Origin of the sequence: Arthrobacter sp. CAL618 (assembly GCF_000468215.1) — a bacterium.
In the GTDB taxonomy this organism is placed as follows: domain Bacteria; phylum Actinomycetota; class Actinomycetes; order Actinomycetales; family Micrococcaceae; genus Arthrobacter_D.
Genome location: NZ_ASZW01000280.1, coordinates 1 through 4997, shown reverse-complemented (window position 1 = coordinate 4997; position 4997 = coordinate 1). Strand labels below are relative to the sequence as shown.

2 protein-coding genes are annotated in these 4997 nt (G+C 55.7%); one reads left to right on the top strand and one right to left on the bottom strand.

All coding sequences use genetic code 11. From position 1 onward, the window contains the following. Positions 1-1034 precede the first annotated feature (1034 nt). Positions 1035-1874 (bottom strand): alpha/beta hydrolase, encoded by an 840-nt coding sequence (locus K728_RS0117220; RefSeq protein ID WP_024477443.1) that lies wholly within the window; start codon positions 1872-1874, stop codon positions 1035-1037. A 1389-nt stretch (positions 1875-3263) separates the two neighbouring features. Here K728_RS0117220 and K728_RS0117210 point away from each other — a divergent pair. Then, a complete protein-coding gene (locus K728_RS0117210) occupies positions 3264-4817 on the top strand; it encodes an NYN domain-containing protein (protein ID WP_084442937.1) in 1554 nt (517 codons plus the stop codon). Positions 4818-4997 lie beyond the last annotated feature (180 nt).

Genomic DNA, 4997 nt, shown 5'->3' with positions numbered 1-4997 from the left:
CGCCTGCCTGTATTTTGGTGGGTCTGGCGGGGTCTCCTTGATAACCGTTTTTGTTGTTTCCGGCGAATCCTCAACGATCACCCAGTCAGGTAACGGTTGGCCTGGTGGCCGCCCCTTTGGAGCAGTTTCCTGAAGGGCTTGCAGCAGGTTTTCCAGTGCTCTGGTCTGGTGCAGGGTGACTGTGGCATTCTCGTTCACGGATATGGTGCGCGCGGCGGTCTCGAACTGATGCCGACACTGCCCGAATTTTAATAGTCGTCGTTCTGCCGTCTTGCGCCCAGTCGAGTCTTCCAGCCGGTAACCGAGGTTGTAGCCCCAAGTCCGTTCGATGCGCCAGGCAGAGGGTCGCTCGCTCAACGCATCGGTCCATTCTATCGGTTCCGCCTCTGGTCCGTAAAACAGCCAAGCCACGTCTGTCATGACTTCAACAGGGAAGGATGCATCAGGACGGGCGGCCACGTTTTCCGCCAGTTTTCTGGCCTGTTGAAGATGTGACTCCCATTCTGAATCGGTAGCGAACATCATGAGCCAGAGGTATTCGATCCGCTCAGCGGTTAGATCTTCAACCGTTGTCGAAAGCGAATCGCCAAAATCGTCACCGTTTTCAAAGCCCAAGTCATCCTTGACCTCGAAATCAGCGGTTCCCAGGTAGCCGATCTCCAGCTTCCGTCGATGTGCCTGCAGGTTGAACTGCTCAAGGATGAATCTTGGCCTAGCCGTTTCTGGGAAATACCCGAGTCTGCGACCAGCGGTAATCCAGTTGCCTGCTTCGATAAGCAAGCACAGATGTAGCAGTCCGAGGCTCGAGGGAGAATCTCCCAGTGGTGGGACTATATCGTTTTCATGGACGGGGTCTGCTGTATCGAAGAAGGGTGTGCCATTGGCGTCCACCATGTACATGAATCCCGGGAGCCCCCACCTCTCGAGCCAGGCCTTCATGTCGGAAAGGAGCCCTGGGCGCTCGATAAAATACTCCGTGCTTGGCTCGGTGAATGCCGATTCGAATGCCTTCAGCCTGTACTCCTGAACATTTGTCATTTCATCCGCCCGGTGGACGCGAAGCGCAGCGGAAGCGGATAGGAAGCATTCGGTTTGCAAACCGATCCATGGTCCCGCCCGTCTGCGAGGTATTCAACGTAGTCGGTGTCATAGCGCTCAGGGATCACGACATCGTCCGGGCTTGCCCAAAGGATCCTGGCCCGCAGTGAACCATATGTTGAAGCCAAAGCCTCCGTCCGGCGTCGCGTGTCCAGAAGGGTGGTCGATCCAGGCTGAAGGTCGGTAAACGCGGAGGACCGTGACAGGTATAGAAAGAGCGCTGGCCACAGCCCGGATGCCCTCACGGCACCGAGCAATCCAGCCGCCCTGAATCCTGCACTCGCAGGACTGAATAGTCGCAGCTGTGCATCAAGTATTTCCGTATTGTCGGGGGCAGTGGAGGCATCCGAACTATCGAGGTGCTCCTGGGCCGCGTCAGCCATGGCACGTCGTGCAATCAATCCGCCGAGAGAATGCCCCACCACGATCAGCTCCTTATAGGAAGAAGTCGTGTCTGCTCTGGCAGGAATGCCACCGACCGTCATGGCTCCCTGATGCGGAGTGGGGTAGAAGTCGGGTAGCCGATCTCGAATCCTGGAAGCAACCGCCGTGATGTTGTCGCGTTTGGAGTCGTACCCCACGAAAAGCATGTCGGACTCTTTCCACCAGTCGCTGGTTCTGCCGCTGCCAGGGAATTCGTTCCACGTGCTGATTGCCTTGCCGTTGAATCCATGGATGAATACGACAAGCCGTTCGGCCCGGATGTGAGATACGTTCAAGACCCACTTCGCCGGATCCTTCAGGTGGTAGGGCGTGTGGACTTCGGTGGCGGCCATGGCGGCATCATAGCCGCGCCGAGATCGCAGAGGAAGAGGTCCGCATGGCTGGCTGCAACCCTCAAGAGGAAACTCGACAGAAGCATTACAAAGTGCTCACTGGCGTTTTATCCAGAGATCCTAAGCTGAACACTCAGGACGCTGATCGCACTGAGTCAAGGCAGTGATGGACTATTCGCCAATGTTCTCAGTGGTGACGATGATGCCGGCGCCAGAGTTCCGATTGCTTCACGATACGTTCCAAGAGAACACCCAAATAGGTTCGTGCGCACCAAGCTGCAAGACCGTGATCTCGGAGTTGAAAATCGTGCCTGATTCTTCGCGGGTCAACCCTGCCTTTCTCTTCCAATGCCTTCAGGAACTCTCGAGGCATGGCCTTGCACTGAACCTGCGAAAGGCTCAGATGGAAATTGCCGTTACTTGTACACCGTTGTCGTTTTACCCAAAGAACCCGTGTGCACGGCACATGTTCATGTCATCGGGGACTGCTGCGGCGACTGTTGCGTTCGGGAGCATCTCCAGTCCCGCCCGAAGGTAGCGTTTGGAGTACATCTTTGGTCCTTCTGGCCGCCGATCCCATTCTCGATTGAAAATATTCGTCCGTCGGAGAGCCAGACATGCTGTGGCTGCTGGTAAAAAGTGAGATTGGGGTAAAGCGGTACCGTGAACCAGCGGACAATTGCGATGGAACAGATCCGTTCCTGTCGCGAAGGATCGATAGGTGTGACGCATCCCGCTTTCAAACAACGTGTTCAAGCTTCCCTCGGGTTCATAGACCTCCCTGGGTGGGGATGCCCTGTCTCCGCAAGAACCATAACCAGTTCGACGTCCTCGATCGCATACATTGGTCCTAGGAAACCGCGTGGTGCGTGGCCCAACTCTCGGGGCCCACCCTGCTTTCCGATATACGCCGAATTTACCGCACCGCAGGCATGCAGCCCGCGTCAACTCGGATAGTTTTTCGTTCAGTCGCATACGGAAAATCCTCTATACCTACGTCCGACTCCCCACTTGATCCGTGAAAAGCGACTGAGGGAGCCTAGCGGGACTTTCGGATGAATCCATTGGCACACCGAGTGCGCTCAGGTCTGCCTTAGAGACATTCCACCCGCAAGATTCGAGCAGGCGCTCAGTGCGGGTAACCGACCAACATTCAATCGGTAGGAATCAATCTGGAAAATTTCTACCAAACCCAGCGAGGTTCATAGCCGTGCTTTGAAAACCGCACCAGCCTGTCTGATCGCGCGGTCTGTCTTGTGAGTGGCTGAACCCGCCTACCCGATATTTGACATTCATGATGTCCCTCTTCTTCGGGCACGATAGCATCAGGCAATCAGAATCAAAATTCCGTGAGAGGTCGCCGTGGCAGAAGTAATCAGACACCGCAATATGGCTATTTTCATCGACTTGGAAAACCTATTTGGAGGCTATGGCGGCGGCGTACTAGGAGTCCCTATATCCCGCCTCATACGAGGAATTAGGCATGAAGTGACAGCTCTTGGGATAAGTACAGGAGCCGCCACAACGCGTGCCTATGCTAACTGGAGTCACCCGGGAATGTCCACGTATCGACGCGAGATGGTTGAGAACGGAGTGGAACCCGTTCAGGTGTGGTCCTATGGAGGTCCTGAAAAGGACCCGCGTGAAAGAAAGAACAAGAATGCCGCGGATATTCATCTCGTCGTCGATGCACTCACCGTCGCTGGGGAAGCACCATGGATTGACGTTTTTGCGATCGTTAGTGGTGACGGAGATTTCATCCCTCTCGTGCGGCGTCTACAATTCCTCGGGAAGATCGTCATCGGTGTGACCATCAGCCATGCTCGTGCCGGAGGTGTGAGCCAGAACCTCCGGGCGGCCGCCGACCGCTTCATCGAATTGCAAGTCGACGATGAGCTATCCGCTCCCCCGGTCATACCGACATCTCAGCAGCGCCCCACCAGTACGTTAGACCAGTCTGAGGTTCGACCGGTACCGCAGATCGTACCTTCTAACAAGGTCCCATCGAGGGAAGAATATGTCGCAACAACGCTGAAGCTGGCGCAGGACTATCCCCAGTCTATGAAGAAAGATGATGTCAACGGAGCGTACATGAACAGCCTGCTGCGCCGTCGCTGGCCGCGGGTCACCTACGCTGACTTTGGCTACCGGTCGTTCGGGACGTTCATCGAGGAGGGATGCGGTCTTTCCATCTTTCGTCCCCAGTCTGCGCAAGGTGTTCCGGGCACATCAGCAAAAATCTCTGAATCCGCTGATAATGACGCACTGGAGACCGTGGACAGGGCTGGGTTCGTCGACGCCGTTCGTCGTCTATTCCAAGATGGTGGACGATTGTCCACCGAAATCCAACAACGTGGAACCTCCGGCTATCTCATTGACGAAATCAATCAAGAAATTCAGCGCTCCATAAAGGGTGTGCAAATGGCTGACGTTGGTTCCGTGGACGTGCTCCCCTTTCTGCAGGTCGTACTTCCACAGACATCTCTCACACTAGTCAAGGACGGTGCAACTCAAAGGGTCGTCCACCACAATTCAGTAGATGGCAGAGAAACGTATCCCTCACTGGACGACTCGTCCTTCCTGCGTGCCTCACTGGAGACGGTCCCTCCGAACGTTTCGTACCCACCGGTGAATGCGTTGTCTGACGTGCTCATGGAACTGACGCTGCAGCTGACGCCAATCGCTCCCACAGATCTTCTGGACTTCGTGGGCAATGAGTTACCGGAGGTGTCCGCTGAGCAAATTCGACAGGCCTTCAATCTGCTCATCACCGTCGGTGCCTTCCGAGAGGATGAAGACGGAGGAACAATCATCCTTAGCTCCGACATTCAACGGGTCGACGATGGCGTCCGTCTGGTACTGCAGGATGCGGAACGAAGAGCTAAGACCCTTGGATGGGACGTAACTGAAGAGTCAGTTCATAACGCCCTATTCCCAGACTGAAAGACCGGGATGCTCAGAATGTGACAGATCACGTCCGAGTATCCAAGGAAGGTGCTGGGAACTGCCCCAGATTTTTTTGACTCGGGGTCTTAGGCCGCGCTGAGCGCAGTGGGGAAGCCGAAGGCCTTGGTCTAGGCTCTGGCCGAGATGAGCGAGGAGCAGAAGCGCCGCTAGCAGCCC

Coding starts and splice junctions, on each gene's coding strand:
- K728_RS0117220 (WP_024477443.1), bottom strand. CDS start 1,874: ATGGCCGCCACCGAAGTCCACACGCCCTACCACCTGAAGGATCCGGCG.
- K728_RS0117210 (WP_084442937.1), top strand. CDS start 3,264: ATGGCTATTTTCATCGACTTGGAAAACCTATTTGGAGGCTATGGCGGC.